Source organism: Caproiciproducens sp. NJN-50 (assembly GCF_004103755.1).
Classification (GTDB): domain Bacteria; phylum Bacillota; class Clostridia; order Oscillospirales; family Acutalibacteraceae; genus Caproicibacter.
This window is the reverse complement of record NZ_CP035283.1, coordinates 2,661,278-2,676,855: the sequence shown is the minus strand read 5'-3', so window position 1 is coordinate 2,676,855 and position 15,578 is coordinate 2,661,278. Positions and strand designations below refer to the sequence as shown.

At 55.6% G+C, this 15,578-nt stretch carries 17 protein-coding genes; 7 read left to right on the top strand and 10 right to left on the bottom strand.

Annotation, left to right across the window (positions count from 1 at the left end; genetic code table 11):
- Nucleotides 1-5: 5 nt before the first annotated feature.
- From gatC to pdxR, 5 genes are all read right to left on the bottom strand, one after another.
- The gene (gene gatC / locus EQM14_RS13015) at nucleotides 6-284 is read right to left on the bottom strand and encodes an Asp-tRNA(Asn)/Glu-tRNA(Gln) amidotransferase subunit GatC (RefSeq protein WP_128743615.1); all 279 of its coding nucleotides are present in this window, start codon (nucleotides 282-284) and stop codon (nucleotides 6-8) included.
- Between the two features lies 1 nt (nucleotide 285).
- On the bottom strand, nucleotides 286-2,055 hold the full coding sequence (gene aspS / locus EQM14_RS13010) for an aspartate--tRNA ligase (protein WP_128743614.1): 1,770 nt from the start codon (nucleotides 2,053-2,055) through the stop codon (nucleotides 286-288).
- A gap of 149 nt (nucleotides 2,056-2,204) precedes the next feature.
- Complete coding sequence (locus EQM14_RS13005; protein WP_128743613.1) at nucleotides 2,205-2,738, bottom strand: GNAT family N-acetyltransferase; 534 nt, start codon at nucleotides 2,736-2,738, stop codon at nucleotides 2,205-2,207.
- Entirely contained in the window at nucleotides 2,735-3,958 is a 1,224-nt protein-coding gene (gene pepT, locus EQM14_RS13000; protein WP_128743612.1) for a peptidase T, read from the bottom strand. The genes EQM14_RS13005 and pepT overlap by 4 nt, the downstream gene beginning before the upstream one ends.
- The gene (gene pdxR / locus EQM14_RS12995) at nucleotides 3,945-5,351 is read right to left on the bottom strand and encodes a MocR-like pyridoxine biosynthesis transcription factor PdxR (protein ID WP_128743611.1); all 1,407 of its coding nucleotides are present in this window, start codon (nucleotides 5,349-5,351) and stop codon (nucleotides 3,945-3,947) included. Before pdxR ends, pepT begins: the two co-directional genes overlap by 14 nt.
- Nucleotides 5,352-5,471: 120 nt before the next feature.
- On the opposite strand from pdxR, the gene EQM14_RS12990 reads away from it, so the two are divergent.
- The 3 genes from EQM14_RS12990 (at nucleotide 5,472) to EQM14_RS12980 (ending at nucleotide 7,985) form a co-directional block, all read left to right on the top strand.
- Nucleotides 5,472-5,999, top strand: coding sequence for a TIGR04002 family protein (locus tag EQM14_RS12990; RefSeq protein ID WP_128743610.1), 528 nt, complete (start codon nucleotides 5,472-5,474; stop codon nucleotides 5,997-5,999).
- Nucleotides 6,000-6,018: 19 nt separating this feature from the next.
- Nucleotides 6,019-6,585 carry an ECF transporter S component gene (locus EQM14_RS12985; protein ID WP_128743609.1) on the top strand — a complete coding sequence of 189 codons (567 nt, stop codon included), beginning with the start codon at nucleotides 6,019-6,021 and terminating at the stop codon, nucleotides 6,583-6,585.
- Nucleotides 6,586-6,662: 77 nt separating this feature from the next.
- Nucleotides 6,663-7,985, top strand: a complete 1,323-nt coding sequence (locus EQM14_RS12980; RefSeq protein WP_128743608.1) for a lipopolysaccharide biosynthesis protein — start codon at nucleotides 6,663-6,665, stop codon at nucleotides 7,983-7,985.
- Nucleotides 7,986-8,028: 43 nt separating this feature from the next.
- On the opposite strand, the gene EQM14_RS12975 is transcribed toward EQM14_RS12980, so the two are convergent.
- Nucleotides 8,029-8,874, bottom strand: coding sequence for a YitT family protein (locus EQM14_RS12975; RefSeq protein WP_128743607.1), 846 nt, complete (start codon nucleotides 8,872-8,874; stop codon nucleotides 8,029-8,031).
- 171 nt (nucleotides 8,875-9,045) lie between these two features.
- On the opposite strand from EQM14_RS12975, the gene EQM14_RS12970 reads away from it, so the two are divergent.
- The 3 genes from EQM14_RS12970 (at nucleotide 9,046) to dcd (ending at nucleotide 10,751) form a co-directional block, all read left to right on the top strand.
- Nucleotides 9,046-9,453, top strand: a complete 408-nt coding sequence (locus tag EQM14_RS12970; RefSeq protein ID WP_128743606.1) for a Fur family transcriptional regulator — start codon at nucleotides 9,046-9,048, stop codon at nucleotides 9,451-9,453.
- A 351-nt stretch (nucleotides 9,454-9,804) separates the two neighbouring features.
- On the top strand, nucleotides 9,805-10,083 hold the full coding sequence (locus EQM14_RS12960) for a zinc-ribbon domain containing protein (RefSeq protein WP_128743605.1): 279 nt from the start codon (nucleotides 9,805-9,807) through the stop codon (nucleotides 10,081-10,083).
- Between the two features lie 140 nt (nucleotides 10,084-10,223).
- Nucleotides 10,224-10,751, top strand: coding sequence for a dCTP deaminase (gene dcd / locus EQM14_RS12955; protein ID WP_128743604.1), 528 nt, complete (start codon nucleotides 10,224-10,226; stop codon nucleotides 10,749-10,751).
- Nucleotides 10,752-10,790: 39 nt separating this feature from the next.
- Here the strand turns inward: dcd and EQM14_RS12950 are convergent, their stop codons facing one another.
- The 3 genes from EQM14_RS12950 to EQM14_RS12940 all read right to left on the bottom strand — a co-directional run bounded on the left by EQM14_RS12950 (nucleotide 10,791) and on the right by EQM14_RS12940 (nucleotide 14,119).
- A complete protein-coding gene (locus tag EQM14_RS12950) occupies nucleotides 10,791-11,480 on the bottom strand; it encodes an anaerobic ribonucleoside-triphosphate reductase activating protein (protein WP_128743603.1) in 690 nt (229 codons plus the stop codon).
- Nucleotides 11,477-13,573: a ribonucleoside triphosphate reductase gene (locus tag EQM14_RS12945; protein ID WP_128743602.1), complete on the bottom strand. Its 2,097-nt coding sequence runs from the start codon at nucleotides 13,571-13,573 to the stop codon at nucleotides 11,477-11,479. The genes EQM14_RS12950 and EQM14_RS12945 overlap by 4 nt, the downstream gene beginning before the upstream one ends.
- A 123-nt stretch (nucleotides 13,574-13,696) precedes the next feature.
- The gene (locus tag EQM14_RS12940; protein ID WP_128743601.1) at nucleotides 13,697-14,119 is read right to left on the bottom strand and encodes a Fur family transcriptional regulator; all 423 of its coding nucleotides are present in this window, start codon (nucleotides 14,117-14,119) and stop codon (nucleotides 13,697-13,699) included.
- Between the two features lie 268 nt (nucleotides 14,120-14,387).
- Between EQM14_RS12940 and EQM14_RS12935 the strand changes: the two genes are divergently transcribed.
- Nucleotides 14,388-14,600, top strand: coding sequence for a DUF378 domain-containing protein (locus EQM14_RS12935; protein ID WP_128743600.1), 213 nt, complete (start codon nucleotides 14,388-14,390; stop codon nucleotides 14,598-14,600).
- Between the two features lie 83 nt (nucleotides 14,601-14,683).
- Here the strand turns inward: EQM14_RS12935 and EQM14_RS12930 are convergent, their stop codons facing one another.
- Nucleotides 14,684-15,448, bottom strand: coding sequence for a type III pantothenate kinase (locus tag EQM14_RS12930; RefSeq protein WP_128743599.1), 765 nt, complete (start codon nucleotides 15,446-15,448; stop codon nucleotides 14,684-14,686).
- Nucleotides 15,449-15,578 lie beyond the last annotated feature (130 nt).

The following is a 15,578-nucleotide window of genomic DNA, read 5'->3' as shown; positions in this document are numbered from 1 at the left end:
GCCTCCTAACTGCGCCGGCGGACCAGGAAATATCCGTCTTCCTGGTTCGGTGCGTTTTTCAGGATTTCCTCTCGGCTAAAGGAGGAAACGACCGTATCATCGCGGAATACGTTCGACAGGTTGTTGATGTTGTCGAAGCCGGAATCTTCGGCGGCAACTGAATTGACGGCGTCCGCGAATTCGATGATGCTGTTCATATCCCTGGTCAGGCCATCCAGCTCCTCCGGGGCGACGGAGAGCTTTGCAAGGCGGGCGATTTTCAGGATCTCCTCGTGAGTGACCATCTCAGACCTTCCTTTCGGCCGGTTTCCGCAGCCGGATATGCACTTCGCGCAGCTGCTGTTCCGTCACTTCGTTCGGCGCGCCCATCATCATGTCCTGCGCGTTGGAATTCATCGGGAACGCAATGACCTCGCGGATGTTTTCCTCTCCTGTCAGAAGCATCAGCATCCGGTCGACACCTGGCGCCATGCCGGCGTGCGGCGGGGCGCCGAACTGGAACGCGTGGTAGAGCGAGGTGAATTTGGTTTTCAAGTCCTCCTCCGTATATCCCGCGATCTCAAACGCCTTTTTCATGATGTCGATGCGGTGGTTCCGCACCGCTCCGGAGGAGAGTTCCACGCCGTTGCAGACAATGTCGTACTGGTAGGCGAGGACTTCCTCAGGTTTTTTGTTCAGCAGCGCTTCCATCCCGCCCTGCGGCATGGAGAACGGGTTGTGCGTGAAGACGGTTTCCCCGGTGTCCGGGTCCAGTTCGAACATTGGAAAATCGACGATGAAGCACAGGTCGAAACGGCTTTCGTCGATCAGCCCGAGGCGCCGGCCCAGCTCCGTACGGATCTGCCCGGCAAGGGAGGCGGCCGCATCCGCCTCATCCGCGACGAAAAAGATCACCGTTCCCGGTTTCAGATCTCCGCGCTTCGTCAGTTCCGCGCGTTTATCGTCGGGAAGATATTTATTGATCGGGCCCTGATACTGCCCGTCTTCCGCGACCTTGATATAGCCGAGGCCCTTCATGCCGATGCTTTCGGCAAAGCCGAGCATGTTTTCGAAGAAGCTTTTCGGCTGCCCGCCGCAGTCCGGCACGCTGATCGCGCGGACGGTTTTCTTCTGAAACGGTTTGAAAGAGGTCCCCTCAAACAGATCGGTAATGTCCAGAATCACCAGCGGATTGCGCAGATCCGGTTTGTCCGTGCCATATTTCAGCATGGATTCGGCGTAGGGGATGCGGGGAAACGGCGCTTTGGTCACGGTTTTGTCTGAGAACCTGGCGAACGTTTCGCCGACGACTTCCTCCGCGACCTGGAACACATCCTCCTGTGTTGCGAACGCAAGCTCGAAATCAAGCTGATAAAATTCACCCGGCGAGCGGTCGGCACGCGCGTCCTCGTCGCGGAAGCACGGGGCGATCTGAAAGTAGCGGTCGAAGCCGGAAACCATCAGCAGCTGTTTGAAAATCTGCGGGGCCTGAGGCAGGGCATAGAATTTGCCCGGGTGCCGGCGGCTGGGGATCAGGTAGTCCCGCGCGCCCTCCGGCGAGGAGGCGGAAAGGATCGGCGTCTGGATTTCAAGAAAACCCAGGTCGGTCATTTTGCGGCGAAGAAAGGAGATCACCTGGGAACGCAGAACGATATTCTGATGAACCTTCGGATTGCGCAGATCCAGGTAGCGGTATTTCAGTCGAACGTCCTCCTTGGTTTCCCGGGAGAGGGGGACTTCGAACGGAAGGCTGTCCAGCACTTTCCCCAGCACGGTCAGATTTTCCACTTTCACCTCAACCGTCCCGGTCGGAATTTTGGGATTGACGGTCTCCTCGTCGCGCAGAACGACGGCGCCCGATGCGGTCAGGCTGCATTCGCGGCTGACTTCCGCCAGAAGCGCGTCGTCGTAGACGACGATCTGCACCACGCCGGAATGATCCCTTAAATCGAGAAATTTGATTCCGCCGTGGTCGCGGATATTCTCGACCCAACCCGCTACGCGGACTTCCTTTCCGATCTGCTGTTCGCTGACTTCTCCGCAGAAATGCGTGCGGTACTGGTTGGCTAGGTTCATGTTCCGTAAATCCCCTTTAACTGCAATCTTTAATAAAAGTTAATTATATCATGAAATATCAGAAGGTTCAATTGAAAAACAGCGTTGCGACGGGGCTGCCTTTACCGATTTATCATATCACATTTTTGCATTGAATGCGATATAAAATTTCAAAAAGCGCCGCATTGGGACTGCCGCGGTCCGATCCAGTAGCGCTGGACGGTCCTGCCGTCCAGCGCAAGCTCGTTTTCCAGCACTCCGCCGTTGCGGAGGATCGTTCTCGCGGAGGCAATGTTCTCTTTGTCGCAGGTGATCAAGGCCCTTGCGATCCCTAATTGTTCAGCGATCGGCAGTGCCAGCGCGAGCATCCGGACCGCGTACCCCTTCCGGCGCTCGGAGGGGCGGATTCCATACCCGATATGCCCGCCGGATTTCAGCAGTTCGCCGTTCAGCTCATGGCGGATATTGACCGCGCCCAAAATTTTTCCGGCTTCATCCGTCAGAAAGAACGTGTGCGCGCAGACAAAGCGTTCCGGGGCTTCCCGCTCCATCCGGAGAGTGCCGGCGAGCCATTCCTCATAGCTCCGCCCCAGAAGCCGGGCGGAGTACGGCGTGATTTCTTCTTCGTGATCCGCCCAGTCTTTTGCGAAAGAGAGGTATTCGTTTCTTTGTTCCAAGGAGGGATGCTTCAGATCCAGCTTCATGATTCTCGTCCGCCTGCTTTCACCAGATTGATCAGGACTTCCGCCATTTGTTCCATCGACCGGATCGGGATGAACTCGAACCGGCCGTGGAAATTCTGTCCGCCGGTCGGCAGGTTCGGGCACGGAAGCCCCATGAAGGAGAGCCGGGCCCCATCCGTGCCGCCGCGGATCGGGACGGCGCGCGGTTCCATGCCCGCTTCCCTCATGGCCTGTTCGGCCCGCGCGACAATCTCGGGATGTTCTTCGATTTTTTCCTTCATATTGTAATAGGAGTCGGAGAGGGAAAGCTCGAAGGTCCCCGCTCCGTATTTTTCGTTCAGATAGTCCGCGATTTTTCGGACGGTTTCCTTGCGCGCCTCGAATTTCGCGCGGTCGTGGTCGCGGATGATGTAACGCAGCTCGGCGTGCTCCGCGTCGCCCGCGATTCGGGTCAGGTGGTAAAAGCCCTCGCGGCCCTCGGTGTGCTCCGGCGTTTCCGCCTCCGGAAGCATGGAATGAAATTCCATGGCGAATTGAGCCGCGCTGCGCAGCCGGTTTTTCGCGTCGCCCGGATGAACGCTGACCCCATGCACGGTAACGACGGCCCCCGCCGCGTTGAAATTCTCGTATTCCAGCTCGCCGACGGTTCCGCCGTCCACCGTGTAGGCAAAGTCGGCGCCGAAGCCCTTCACGTCGAAGCGGTCCGCGCCGCGCCCGATTTCCTCGTCAGGAGTAAATGCGACGGCGATGGTTCCGTGCGGGGTCCCCCGGCGGTTCAGTTCCTCCGCCATCGTCAGGATCTCCGCGATGCCCGCTTTGTCGTCCGCGCCGAGCAGTGTGGTTCCGTCGGTCACAATCAGGTCCTCTCCGATGCAGTCCGCCAGGTTGCGATAATCCGCCGCGCGCATGACGATGTTTTTCTCCCGATTCAGCACGATGTCGCCGCCGTCGTAATTTCTGACGATGCGGGGCCGGATTCCCGCGCCGGGCGCGGCGTCTGAGGTATCCATGTGAGAAATCAGGCCGATCACCGGGGCCTTTGCCTCACAGCTCGCGGGGAGCGTGCCGTAGACATAGCCGGATTCGTCGCGGCGCACGCCGGAAAAGCCGAGCGACTTCATTTCCTCCGCCAGCGCGTCCGCAAAACGGAGCTGGCCCGGCGTGCTGGGGCAGCTTTCGCTGTCCTCGCAGGATGTGGTGTCGAACGACGCGTAATGGAGAAGCCTTTCATAAGCCTTCATTTCTATCAATCTCCTTTTCTTTCAAAACGTCTTTCCAGGCCGTTTGCAGACAGGAAACGGCGTCCTCGATTTGCTCCGAGGGGATGCCGGCAAAGCCGAGCAGGATTTTTTTGCCGTCCGAGGTTGTCCCGACGCGGACACCCTGATGAAGCGCCAGCGCGCAGAGCGATTGGATGCCCGCATCCTCAGGCGGGGTCAGAAGTATGCTCAATGGGGTTTCCTGCAAGAGAATTTTCACCCGTCCGCCGAACGCCCGCTTCAGCGCCCGGGTCAGGCGGTCGCATTTCATGCCGTACAGTTTCCGAAGATGCCGCAGGTGCCGCTCCATCTGTCCGCTCCGGATGTAGTTCGCCAGCGCGAGCTGCTCGATTTTGGAGGCCGTCTGATTGTAGTTTCCCGCGCTGAGCCGATACCTGTTCAGCAGCTCCGGCGTCAGCGCCATGTAGCCGATGCGGACCGACGGCAGCAGAAGTTTGGAAAACGACCCGATGTAGACGACGTTCCCTCCTCCGCCCATTCCCTGCAGGGCGGGGATAGGCCGGGCGCGGTACCGCAGTTCCCCATTGTGGTCGTCTTCGATAATGATGCCTCCGCATTCCCCGGCCCAGCGCAGAAGCTCCATCCGCCGGCTGATCGGCAGGCTCATTCCGGTCTGGACCCGGTTGGACGGGCTGAGGAACACGAGTTTCGCCCCGCTTGCCCTGAGCGCCTCCATGTTCAGGCCGTCCTCATCCCCAGGCAGCTTTAAGGCATGAAAGCCGCAGTCGGAAAAAATCTGCTCCGCCTGCCGGAACCCCGGCTCCTCCATGGCCACGGCGGTTTCCCCGCCGTTCAGAAGGCCGCACAAAATGGAAAGCAGAGGCTGCGTCCCGGCTCCGATGACGATCTGGTCCGGAGAGGCCAGCACGCCGCGGACGCCGTAGCTGTAAGAAGAAAGCGCCTCCCGCAGAGCGTATTCTCCCTGATGCTCGCCGTAGGAGGCGATAATCTCCTGCCGGTTCAGCACGTCCCTGATCTGCCGCCTCCACAGCTTTAAATCCATGTTGGCGCTGTCCACGCAGTCGCTGCCGAAGTTGTATCGGACGGGCAGGCCGGGCGGGCGGGAGAAGTCCGCGCGCACGGCAGGCCGGACCGCATCGGGCCGGCGCGCTTCCAGCACAAAATATCCCCGCTGGGGACGGGCCCGGAGATATCCTTCCACACAGAGCTGCTGGTAGGCGCTTTCGACCGTGGTGCAGCTCACCTTCAGCCCGTCCGCCAGGGAACGGATGGACGGGAGCCGCTCCCCGGTCTTCAGATGCCCCGACTCCACCGCCCCGCGGATGGAAGAATAAAGCTGCTGATACAGCGAAACAGGAGAAGCGCGGTTCAGCTGTAAAAAATCGTAGGTCATAAAATATCCTCAACTGTACTTTACGAATTTTTTTAAACTGTATATTTCAATAGCAACAGTGATTAGCTATTATTATAGCAACGTATTTTTTGTAAATCAATCCCATGGAAGGTGAAAGCAATGAAAAAAACGGAATTTACAGGGCTGCCCGTTCTGACGGCGCTGTTTGCGGCGCTGATCTTTGTCGTGACGGCATACCTGTTTCACATCCCGACCCCGGCGACCGGCGGCTATATCCATCTGGGAGACGCTTTTCTGTACCTTGCCGCGAGCATTCTGCCCGCCCCCTACGCGGTGGCGGCGGGAGGCATCGGGGAGGCGCTCTCCGACGCCCTGACGGGCAGCGCCGTCTACGCGCTGCCCACGCTGGTCATTAAGTCCGCCATGGTCCTCTGTTTTACGTCTTCGGCGAAAACAGTGATCTCCAAACGCAACCTGGCGGCCAGCGCGGCTGCGGGCGGCATCTGCATCGGCGGCTATTATCTGACGGAAGTTGTTCTGCTCGGCGGGTTTGCGGCGCCCGTGGCGGAAATCCCGGGCAACCTGATCCAGGCGGCCGCGAGCGCCGCAATTTACATTCTGCTGGGCCGTGCGTTCGACCGGCTGAAGCTAAAAGACCGTTTGTCTGTGATGGTGAAACAGCGGTAGCTGAAAGGGGATTTTTTCATTGAGAAGCGGAAATAGAACGGTCCGTCTTGCATTGGCGGGCCTGATGGCTGCGCTCGTCTTTTTGGCGACCATGTTTTTCAAAGTGCAGATCCCGGTGGGCGGAGATAAGACGATGATCGGCTTTGCCAATGTGTTCTGCATTCTGTCCGGCCTGCTGCTCGGGCCGGTTTACGGAGGGCTGGCCGCGGGCATCGGTTCGGGGCTGTTCGATCTGGTCGGCGGCTGGGCTTCCAGCGCGCCGGTGACGCTCGTCACAAAGTTTGCCATGGCCTGGATCTGCGGCCTGATCGCCTGGGGCGGAGACAAGACCGGCAAAAAGCTTTCCCGTGTCGTCGCGGCCGCCGTGATCGGGTCGCTTTCATACTGCGTCCTGTATCTTTCCTACTCCGCATTGAAAGAGATCATGCTCGGGTCCGCGGCGCAGTCCGTACAGATCATCATGCTGACAAAGCTCGGCGCGACGCTCACCAACGCCCTGATTGCGGACGTGATCGCGGTCCCTCTCTATTTTGCCGTGAAAAAGGCGCTGGAGCGCAGTTTGCCGGAGGCGCGCGGCAACGGATGAAAATCAGTTGTGATTCGGCGCCGATGATGCTATAATGACTCCATCCGAAATGAAATTAAGGTGGAGTCTGAAACCGGATGAAAAAAGAGAAGACAAAGAAAATTCACAGCGCGGTGGTGCGCGATTCGGTTAACACGTTCGGGACCAATTTGTTTGGGGCCGTGCTGGGGCTGATTTCGTCGTTTATCGTTCTGCGGAACGTCAGCCCGGATGTGAAGGCGCTGTATAATCAGGTGCAGCAATGGGGCGGGGGGCTGAATACGGTCCTCGGTCTCAGCGCCGCTTCCGGAGTCGTATATTATGTGGCCCGCTTTACAGTGGGCAATACCGAGCGCGCAGTAAAGAGGCTCAGCCTCGGCGTCACGGTCGTGATCGCAGGGATTGGGGCGGCGATGCTTTTCTTTCTTCGCGGAAGTTCGTTCTTCACCGAAACGCCCGCCCAGTTTCTGGTCGCGATTGTCGTTTACGGCGCTCTGTCGTTTCTGTTCAATATCTGCACGTCGGTCCTGCGGGGTGAGGATAAGTTTAAAGCCTTCAATCTCGTGAACCTTACGCAGCGGATTCTGGTGACGGCACTGGCGGTCTGGATTTTTCTGCGGCCGAACGCCGCCGTCTGGGTCTGGTGCACCATCGCAATCACAGCCGGGATGCTCCTGTTTGCCCTTTACGGCATTGTGCGGTGGAACGGACCGAAGCCGAAGCCGGCCCCGGAAAACGATCTTCCGGTTGGAACGGGCGATATGGTCCGGTACAGCCTGAAATCCCATGTCAGCAATGTTCTGACCTACCTCAATTCGTTTTTAGGAACCTATATTGTCCAGGGGCTGTATTCCCTGGCGGATTACAGCATTTACAGCACGGCCGTCACCATTATGCAGCAGGTCTGGGTTTTGCCGGACGCCGTCAGTCAGGTCATCCTGAGCCGGATCGCCGGGATGACGGAACAAAAGGACAAAGTCCGCCTTTCCGTGCTTTCATCCAAAATCGTCACCTATATCACGACTGTTTCCGCAGTTCTGCTTTACTGGGCGGCGAAGATCTTCGTCCCGGTTCTGTTTCCCATGTACCGGGATGCGGTGAAACCACTCCCTTTTTTGGCTGTCGGTTATGTTTTGATCTCCTACGCGAAGGTGCTCGGAAATTCCATTGCCGCATACGGAAAGCCGGAGCTGAATATCATCCCGACGGTGTTGGGTATCGCGGTCAATACTGTTTTCAGCCTGGTTTTGATTCCGCGCATGGGCATTAACGGCGTCGCGCTCGCAACGTCGATCTCGCTGACGGCGCAGTCCGTCACCTGTATTGCCATTTTCTGCCGCTTTTCCCACACGCCGTTTTACCGGCTGCTTGTTCCGAGCGGGGAAGAGATCGGAATGGTGACAAAGCTTTTTCATAAATAGAAAGGACCGGGCGCAGAATTTTGGCGCCCGGTCCTTTTGCGGGTTATTCGCTGTGAAACCCTCTTCCGATAATTTCACTGGTGTTGCAGACCAGCAGGAACGCGTCCGGTTCGACCGAGCGGATGAAACGGCGCAGCTGCACTGCCTGCGCGCGGTTCATCACGGTAAAGATGATATATTTGTGATGGTGGGAATAAGCTCCGACCGCGTCGCATACCGTCGCGCTCCGATCCAGCTTTTTGACGATGTAGTCCAGAATCGGCTCCGGCTCGGAGCAGATCACGTTGAAGTATTTGTTCAGGTTGATGCTTTCAATTACGCTGTCGACAATCAGCGATTTCGCCAGCAGGCCGAGGCAGGAAAACAGGGCGGTCTTAATGCTGAAAACCAGAAAAGAAGACATCGTGATAAAAAAGTCGCTGATGAAAAGGGCTCTTCCGATGTCCACGCTGGTATATCGTTTCAGGATCATCGCGATGATATCGGTCCCGCCGGAGGAGGCTCCCGCGTGAAACAGCAGAGCGGAGCCGAAGGCGGGCAGCAGCACCGCGAACACAAGCTCCAGCATCGGATCGTCCGTCAGCGGCTTTGTCATCGGGACCAGCCGTTCCAGAATCCAGACCGCGCCGGAGAGAAGAAAGCTCGTATAAACGGTTTTTATGCCGAAATTTTTTCCTAAAAAAAGGAATCCGCAGATCACCAGAAGAGCGTTTAAAACAAAATTGACGCTCCCCGGAGAAAGAGTTGTAATGCGCCCCAATACGACCGCCAGGCCGGACACCCCGCCAAAGGTAAAGTCATTTGGAAATTTGAAAAAATAAATACCGGCCGAAATCACCAGCGTGCTCAGGGTAATGACAGCGTATTCCTTCAGAATGCCCTTTTTCATGATATCTCCTTTTGTATGTTGATGCTTTTTGCCGGGACTTATTATATCATCTTTTCTGCCAATTTGATACATGACGGCAAACTAAGAAGGAATGCTCTTTACAAAAGGCGGAAACAATGTTAAAATAATCGAGAAAAGTTATTATTATTATGATTGCCGCGAGGTGACCTTATGGAAAAAAGACGGAATTACAGCAGGAAACGGGAAGCGATTTTGAGCGCCGTGCGCTCAACTACTTCGCATCCGACGGCCGATTGGGTCTATGAAAAGCTGAAGCCGGAGTACCCCGATTTAAGCCTCGGAACGGTCTACAGAAACCTGGCGCAGTTCAAGCAGGATGGAACGATTCTCAGCGTCGGCGTGGTGAACGGGCAGGAAAGATTCGATGGAAACGTCAAACCGCACACTCACTTTGTCTGTTCGAAATGCGGTTGCGTGATGGATATACCGGATGAATCTGTCAGTCCCGCGCGGGTGATTCAGGCGGAGAGAAAATACCGCCTGCAGATTGATTCAGCCGATATTCTGCTTCGGGGGATCTGCCCGGAATGTCTGGACAAAATGCATCGGACGGACTGAACAAAAAAGGCCGGCGGATTTTGCGCTGGCCTTTTTTCTGCCGCGCACAGCTTGGAGACCCCTTTTGCAGCGTGTTTTTCAAGAAAAAGCCGTTTCGTTTAAAATCGGCATAATCCATGAAAAAATATTGATATTTCTTCGCTAATTATAGATTATTTTAAATATTTTTCAGTAAATTAAAAATAATGCTTGACATTCCCCTCGTTCTGGTATAATCTATGTTGCGTAGGAGTGAGAAACCACCCTTCGTCATATGCCCCAGTAGCTTAACGCAAGAGCATTGGTAATTCCAAAGGTTGTCGGTTCAACTCCGTCCCAGGGCAAAAAATTATCACAAGTGAGGTAAAAAATATGTTTGAGGACAAAACGTTAGTCTGTCAAGAATGCGGGAAGGAGTTTGTCTGGACTGCTGGCGAGCAGGAATTTTACGCTGCGAAAGGGTTTACCAATGAACCGAAAAGGTGCCCTGAGTGCCGCAAGGCCCGCAGAATGAGCCAGAAACCCCAGAGGGAAATGTTCGATGCTGTTTGCGCTGCGTGCGGTGCTCCCTGCAAGGTTCCGTTCCAGCCGACGGAAGGCCGTCCGGTTTACTGCAGCGAGTGCTTTGCGAAAATGAAGGAAGAAGCCTGACAAAGACGCAAAACGCGGGTTTTCCGCGATTTGATTAAAGTATGTTTGTACGATAAATGCGGTCCGCCCGCATTTATCGTATTTTTTATCCTTTCCCCGGTTCGCCGTGGGACAGGTTTCAAATGGAAAGGAAGCGGAATATGATTCTGTCCGGAAGAGAGATTCTTCGCCGCGCGGGCGGAGATATTGTAATTGAGCCTTTTGACGGAAAAAAAATCAACCCGAACAGCTATAATCTGTCGCTCCACAATGAGCTTCTGGTATACGAGGAGACCGTGCTGGATATGAAGAAACCGAATCCGGTTAAAAAAATCCGGATTCCGGATTCCGGTTTTCGGCTGGAGCCCGGACGGCTGTATTTGGGAAGAACGGCGGAATACACCCGCACCGAGGGTCTGGTTCCCATGCTGGAGGGACGCTCTTCCGTCGGTCGGCTCGGCTTGTTTATCCATATCACCGCCGGATTCGGGGATGTTGGTTTCGCCGGATACTGGACGCTCGAAATGTTCTGCACACAGCCGATCGTTATTTATCCGGGAGTGGAAATCTGCCAGATCTATTACCACACCATCGAAGGGGACTACGATCCGTATCAAAGCGGCAAATATCAGAACAACGACGGGATCCAGCCCAGCCTGCTGTACCGGGAATTTGAATCGAAGGATTGAAAAGCGGCCGCTTTCCCTGAAAAAGGGAAGGGCGGCCGCTTATTTTATGTTCATATAGGGCTGTACGGAAGACATGCTCCGCGCAAAGCCTTCAATTTGTTCCTGGAGCCACGGAGGCGCGCTGATCCTCGCCCTGTCGCAGGGCTTGTACTGCTCCGGTTTTCGGTAACGGTTCAGCGACCAGCGGGGAACGGGAGGCAATTCGGAAGCCATCTGAAGCAGATCCCTTTCTGTCAGCTGGGGGATCACGGTGGTGCGGATCTCGAAGGAAATGCCGCTTTCCGCAAGCAGACGGACCGTTTTCCGCACGGCTTCCGCATTCGCGCCAGGTCCGCAGATCTCTTTGTACCGCGCCGCCGGGGCCTTGTAATCGACCGCAAAGTAGCTGCACGCGCCGCTTTTGAGCACATCCGCGACTCTTTCCGGATTCGAGCCGTTCGTATCCAGTTTGACCTGATAGCCCAATGATTTGAATTCCAACAGCGTTTCAACCAGGTCGGCCTGACAGGTCGGTTCGCCGCCGGTCAGAACCACCGCGTCGAGCAGGCCCGCGCGCTTGTTCAAAAACGTCCAGACCGCGCCGGGGTCCAGAATCTCGTGCGGGCCGCTGAACAGCGAGCGGTTGTGGCAGTAAAAGCAGTCGTAATTACAGCCCGGCACGAACAGCACGCAGGAAACCAGCCCCGGATAGTCGACAAGCGAGCTTTTCTGGATCCCGGCGAAAATCATAGCGCCTGCTCCCGTATGACGTATTTCTTGCGCTCACGGTATTCTTCCTGTTTGCCGCGGTTGAAATTCTGAACCGGCCGCAGATAGCCGACGACGCGGCTCCATACCTCGGCGGGTTTGCCGCAATAGGGGCAGGTGAAATGTTCGCCGGCAAGATAGCCGTGGTCGCTGCAGATCGAGAAGGTCGGTGTCAGCGAGATATAGGGCAGCTTGTATTTGGTAAAAATTTTGCGGATCAGGCGTTTTGCGGCCTCCGTGTCGTGAATCTCTTCCCCAAGGTAAAAATGCAGCACGGTGCCTCCCGTATACAATGATTGAAGTTCATCCTGAAGGTCGAGCGTTTCAAAAATGTCGTCCGTATATCCGACCGGCAGCTGGGTCGAATTCGTATAATACGGCTCGTTTTCACCGGCGGTGATGATATCCGGGTAGCGCGCCTTGTCCAGGCGTGCCAGGCTGTAGCTTGCCCCTTCGGCGGGCGTTGCCTCCAGATTGTAGTAATGCCCGGTTTCCTCCTGAATGTCCCGGATGAAATCACGCATATAATTGAGCGTGCCGATTGCAAACTCCTGACCCTTTTCGGTCGTCAGGTCGCAGCCGGGCCCAAAGAGATTCATGCAGGCTTCGTTCATGCCGATCAGCCCGATGGTGTTGAAATGGTTGTACCAGTACGCTCCGGTCTTGTTCTTGACGTCTTTCAGGTAATTGCGCGAATAGGGATACAGCCCGCGCTCGGTCTGCTCCTCAATGACTTTCCGCTTGATTTCAAGACTTTCCTTTGCGATGTTCATTTCCCGCCAAAGGCGCATGCGGAATTCGGACTCGCTTTTGGAAACGTAGGCGATGCGCGGCAGGTTAACGGTGACGACGCCGATGGAACCGGTCAGCGGGTTGGAACCGAACAGGCCGCCGCCGCGTTTGCGCAGTTCGCTTTTGTCGATGCGCAGGCGGCAGCACATGGAGAGCGCGTCCTCCGGCGAGAGGTCGGAGTTGATGTAGTTGGAAAAGTAAGGGATTCCGTATTTGCAGGTGATCTCCATGAAGCGGTTGACGACCGGGCTGTCCCACTGAAAGTCCTTTGTCACGTTGATGGTCGGAATCGGGAAGGTGAACACGCGGCCCTTGCTGTCGCCCTCCATCATCACGTCGCAGAACGCGAGATTGACAATGTCCATCTCCTTCTGAAAATCGCCGTATTTCTCCGGCATGACCGCTCCGCCGGCCATTACGTTCTGGTCGCGCAGCGTGCGGGGCACGGCGATGTCGAACGTTAAATTCGAAAACGGGCACTGAAAGCCGACGCGGGTCGGAACATTCAGATTGAAGATAAACTCCTGAAGGGCCTGCTTGACCGATTTATAATCGAGATGATCGTAACGGACGAACGGCGCGCAGTATGTATCGAACGAAGACCAGGCTTGCGCGCCTGCGGTTTCCCCCTGAGTCGTGAAGGTGGAATTGACGATCTGTCCTAAAAACGTGCGAAGATGCTTCGGAGGCCGCGATTCCACCTTGCCCGGCACGCCGCCGAACCCGCCCTGCAGGATTTGCCGCAGGTCCCAGCCCGCGCAGTAGGGCCCGAAGAAACCAAGATCGTGGATGTGGAGATCGCCGGAAAGATGCGCGTCGCGTATCTCCTGAGGATAGATTTCGTGCAGCCAGTAATTCTTTGTAAACGCTTCGCGGACATAATTGTTCAGCCCGTTGATGGATTTCTGCGTGTTGGCGTTTTCGTTGATTTTCCAGTCCCTGTCGTCCAGATATTCGCTGAACATGTTGATCGTCGCGCCGATCAGCGCGTTGGATTCGCGCGCGGAACGCCTCTTTTCCCGATATAGGATAAAGGCCTTCGCCGTTTTGGCGTGGCCCTCTTCAATCAGAACCTTTTCAACAATATCCTGGATTCCCTCGACCTCGGCAACGCCGTCCGGATATTTCTGCTCCGCCAGTTTTACAACCTCGCTCGCAAGGCGCTCCGAGGTCGCAAAATCGTCGCCGCCGACCGCGGTCGCGGCTTTGAAAATCGCCCAGACGATTTTTTCCTCTTTAAAAGGCACTCTGGAACGGTTCCTTTTAATAATGTGTGTCAGCATGAATATTCCTCCCCGTTGCTTCTCACGCAGGGCAATATATAGCTTTCTATTTCACTGCGAATACCATATATGTTAATCTTTCCGCTGCGCATTGTCAAGAGCCGAGGAAGAGGCTGGAAAAAATCAGTCGTTTTTCTTGCGGCAGTCACGGCAATAGCCGTAAATTTCGAGGCTGTGGCCGGTTACGTCAAAGCCGGTCCTGGCAGTCAGCTCTTTTTCATAGGCCTCCAGGGGGCAGTCGTCGATCGGGAACATCTTGTGGCAGCTCAGGCAGACCAGATAGTGACGGTGCATATCGCCCAGTTCAAACAGGGCGCCGCATTCGTCCACGGTGCTGATCCGGCGCACGGCCTTTTTTGTCACCAGGAGCTCCAGAACCCGGTAAACGGTGGAGAGACTGATGGCGTTTCCCTGTTCCCGCAGTTTGAAAAAAATTCCCTCTGCGGAAACGGGCCTCGCGCTTTGTTCCAAAATGTCCATGATTTCGCGGCGCTGGCGCGTGATTTTCAGTCCGCAGTTTTTCAGGCGGCCTCTGCTGTTTTCCATACGATCAGCTCCCGGATTCAACTTGACGGCGCGCGGCTCTTTCCGCCGTGCGGCCATTTCTGTTCGCTAAATGCAAACAATTCTCATTTGCATGTTATCATAGAGGATCGGATTTGTAAAGCGTGTTTTATTTTGTGAAGAAAAGGGCAAAATATTTTGTCCGCCTCTTTAAAAGGCCGCGAGAGGCGGAATTTCAGAAATTTAAATTAAATTTTCTGAATAAATTATATTTTCGCGGTAAAGCTACATGATGAAAGGGGTAATATCAATGCTTGATAAAATCGCTTTGATACTGGTTATTATCGGAGGATTGAACTGGGGTTCCATCGGACTTTTCGGGTTCGACATTGTCTCCTGGATCTTCGGCGGACAGCTGACGGCCGGCAGCCGCGTTGTTTTCATTGTGGTGGCCGTTTCCGCTCTCTGGTGTCTGAGGTTTCTGTTCCGCGATGAGGAGGAGCCCACTCATCACAACGCTTAGGACCATTTTAACCTTAAATCAGCCGCCGTCCCGGCATTTCGGGAACGGCGGCTTTTGTCGTACATCCGGCTCGGGCGGGAAACTTAGGGCTTGTTCTTTTCGTAGATGATCCGCAGGCCCTCCAATAAAAGCGTATCGCTGTATACGATCTCCCGTTCGCATTGCTCGATGATCTCCTTTGAGAGACCTCCCGTTGCCACGGCCTGGCATTTTTTACCCAGTTCCTTTTCCATGTGGGCGCACATGCCGTCTATCATGCATGCGGTTCCGTTGATCAGGCCGGAGCGCATGCATTCGGTGGTGCTGCTTCCAATAAAATGAGCGGGCGCTTCCAGGCTGATGGAGGGAAGCTGCGCCGTGCGGTTCGTCAGGGCGTCCAGCGAAATGCCGACCCCCGGCGCGATCGCGCCGCCCAGCATGACCCGGTTCTCGTCCAGGACGACGAACGTCGTCGCAGTCCCCATGTCGATGATGATGCACGGCCCGTGAAACAGCTCCGCCGCAGCGACGCAGCCGACGATCAGGTCGGCGCCGACCACTTCCGAGCTGATGCCGATCCGGATTCCGGTTTTCATTTCCGGCCCGACGCTGACCGGTTCCGCTCCGGTCAGGCGGAGGATTGCCCGTTTCAGGGACAGGTCTACGGAAGGAACGACCGAACTGATGGCGGTTCCTTCGATCTGCCGGAAGGAAACGCCATGGATGTCCAGGATTTCCCTCAGTTCGATGGCGTACTGATCTTCCATTCTCATACGGTCCGTCGCCATGCGGGAGACAAAAAGCAGCTTGTCTCCTTCGTAAACGCCCAAAGTGATGTTGGTGTTGCCGATATCCAGAACCAAAATCATGAAAATCCGCTCCTACCGCGGAACCGAAAAATTTTTCCGGTTTCCGCCATGAAATCACAAACATTATAACAAACACTTTATGGAAATGCAATGCGCGAAATGGGAAGAAAGCGATTGGATTTTTGCCGTT

What these genes read in the sequence shown, in the direction of transcription:
- gatC (WP_128743615.1), bottom strand. Translation starts at nt 284, where the DNA reads ATGGTCACTCACGAGGAGATCCTGAAAATCGCCCGCCTTGCAAAGCTC.
- aspS (WP_128743614.1), bottom strand. Translation starts at nt 2,055, where the DNA reads ATGAACCTAGCCAACCAGTACCGCACGCATTTCTGCGGAGAAGTCAGC.
- EQM14_RS13005 (WP_128743613.1), bottom strand. Translation starts at nt 2,738, where the DNA reads ATGAAGCTGGATCTGAAGCATCCCTCCTTGGAACAAAGAAACGAATAC.
- pepT (WP_128743612.1), bottom strand. Translation starts at nt 3,958, where the DNA reads ATGAAGGCTTATGAAAGGCTTCTCCATTACGCGTCGTTCGACACCACA.
- pdxR (WP_128743611.1), bottom strand. Translation starts at nt 5,351, where the DNA reads ATGACCTACGATTTTTTACAGCTGAACCGCGCTTCTCCTGTTTCGCTG.
- EQM14_RS12990 (WP_128743610.1), top strand. Translation starts at nt 5,472, where the DNA reads ATGAAAAAAACGGAATTTACAGGGCTGCCCGTTCTGACGGCGCTGTTT.
- EQM14_RS12980 (WP_128743608.1), top strand. Translation starts at nt 6,663, where the DNA reads ATGAAAAAAGAGAAGACAAAGAAAATTCACAGCGCGGTGGTGCGCGAT.
- EQM14_RS12975 (WP_128743607.1), bottom strand. Translation starts at nt 8,874, where the DNA reads ATGAAAAAGGGCATTCTGAAGGAATACGCTGTCATTACCCTGAGCACG.
- EQM14_RS12970 (WP_128743606.1), top strand. Translation starts at nt 9,046, where the DNA reads ATGGAAAAAAGACGGAATTACAGCAGGAAACGGGAAGCGATTTTGAGC.
- EQM14_RS12960 (WP_128743605.1), top strand. Translation starts at nt 9,805, where the DNA reads ATGTTTGAGGACAAAACGTTAGTCTGTCAAGAATGCGGGAAGGAGTTT.
- dcd (WP_128743604.1), top strand. Translation starts at nt 10,224, where the DNA reads ATGATTCTGTCCGGAAGAGAGATTCTTCGCCGCGCGGGCGGAGATATT.
- EQM14_RS12950 (WP_128743603.1), bottom strand. Translation starts at nt 11,480, where the DNA reads ATGATTTTCGCCGGGATCCAGAAAAGCTCGCTTGTCGACTATCCGGGG.
- EQM14_RS12945 (WP_128743602.1), bottom strand. Translation starts at nt 13,573, where the DNA reads ATGCTGACACACATTATTAAAAGGAACCGTTCCAGAGTGCCTTTTAAA.
- EQM14_RS12940 (WP_128743601.1), bottom strand. Translation starts at nt 14,119, where the DNA reads ATGGAAAACAGCAGAGGCCGCCTGAAAAACTGCGGACTGAAAATCACG.
- EQM14_RS12935 (WP_128743600.1), top strand. Translation starts at nt 14,388, where the DNA reads ATGCTTGATAAAATCGCTTTGATACTGGTTATTATCGGAGGATTGAAC.
- EQM14_RS12930 (WP_128743599.1), bottom strand. Translation starts at nt 15,448, where the DNA reads ATGATTTTGGTTCTGGATATCGGCAACACCAACATCACTTTGGGCGTT.